Raw genomic sequence first — 314 nt, 5'->3', positions numbered from 1 at the left:
CTCCCGCCGGACCCGGCCGTGCCGCAGCCCCGCGTCCCGTCCCGCCAGGGCCCCCGGCCCCACGGCCCCCCCCCCGGCCAGGTCCCGGACCGCCGCCGCCCGCGCCTCCCGCGCCTCCCGTACGGCCGTCAGCACGGACCCGTCGGCCGCACAAACCCCGGCCAGCCCCGCCGACGAGAGACAGATCGCGTAGCACTCCGGTGGTCCGAGCGGGTCGATCACAGGGGTCCGGGCGGACGGGCGTCCGGGAGGCGCGGGAGGGGCTGGCGGCGGCGGTCCGGGACCGGGACGGGGGCGGCGCCGTGGGGCCGGTG

The 314-nt window shown here is 82.5% G+C and carries 1 pseudogene; it reads right to left on the bottom strand.

Annotation, left to right across the window (positions count from 1 at the left end):
* A pseudogene (locus PUR56_RS14435) lies at positions 1–222 on the bottom strand (hypothetical protein); the annotation flags it as partial.
* Positions 223–314: the final 92 nt, after the last annotated feature.

The organism is Streptomyces sp. BE303 (genome assembly GCF_036290945.1).
Taxonomy (GTDB): domain Bacteria; phylum Actinomycetota; class Actinomycetes; order Streptomycetales; family Streptomycetaceae; genus Kitasatospora.
The sequence above is the reverse complement of the archived record's forward strand: the minus strand, read 5'-3'. Positions and strand labels throughout refer to the sequence as shown.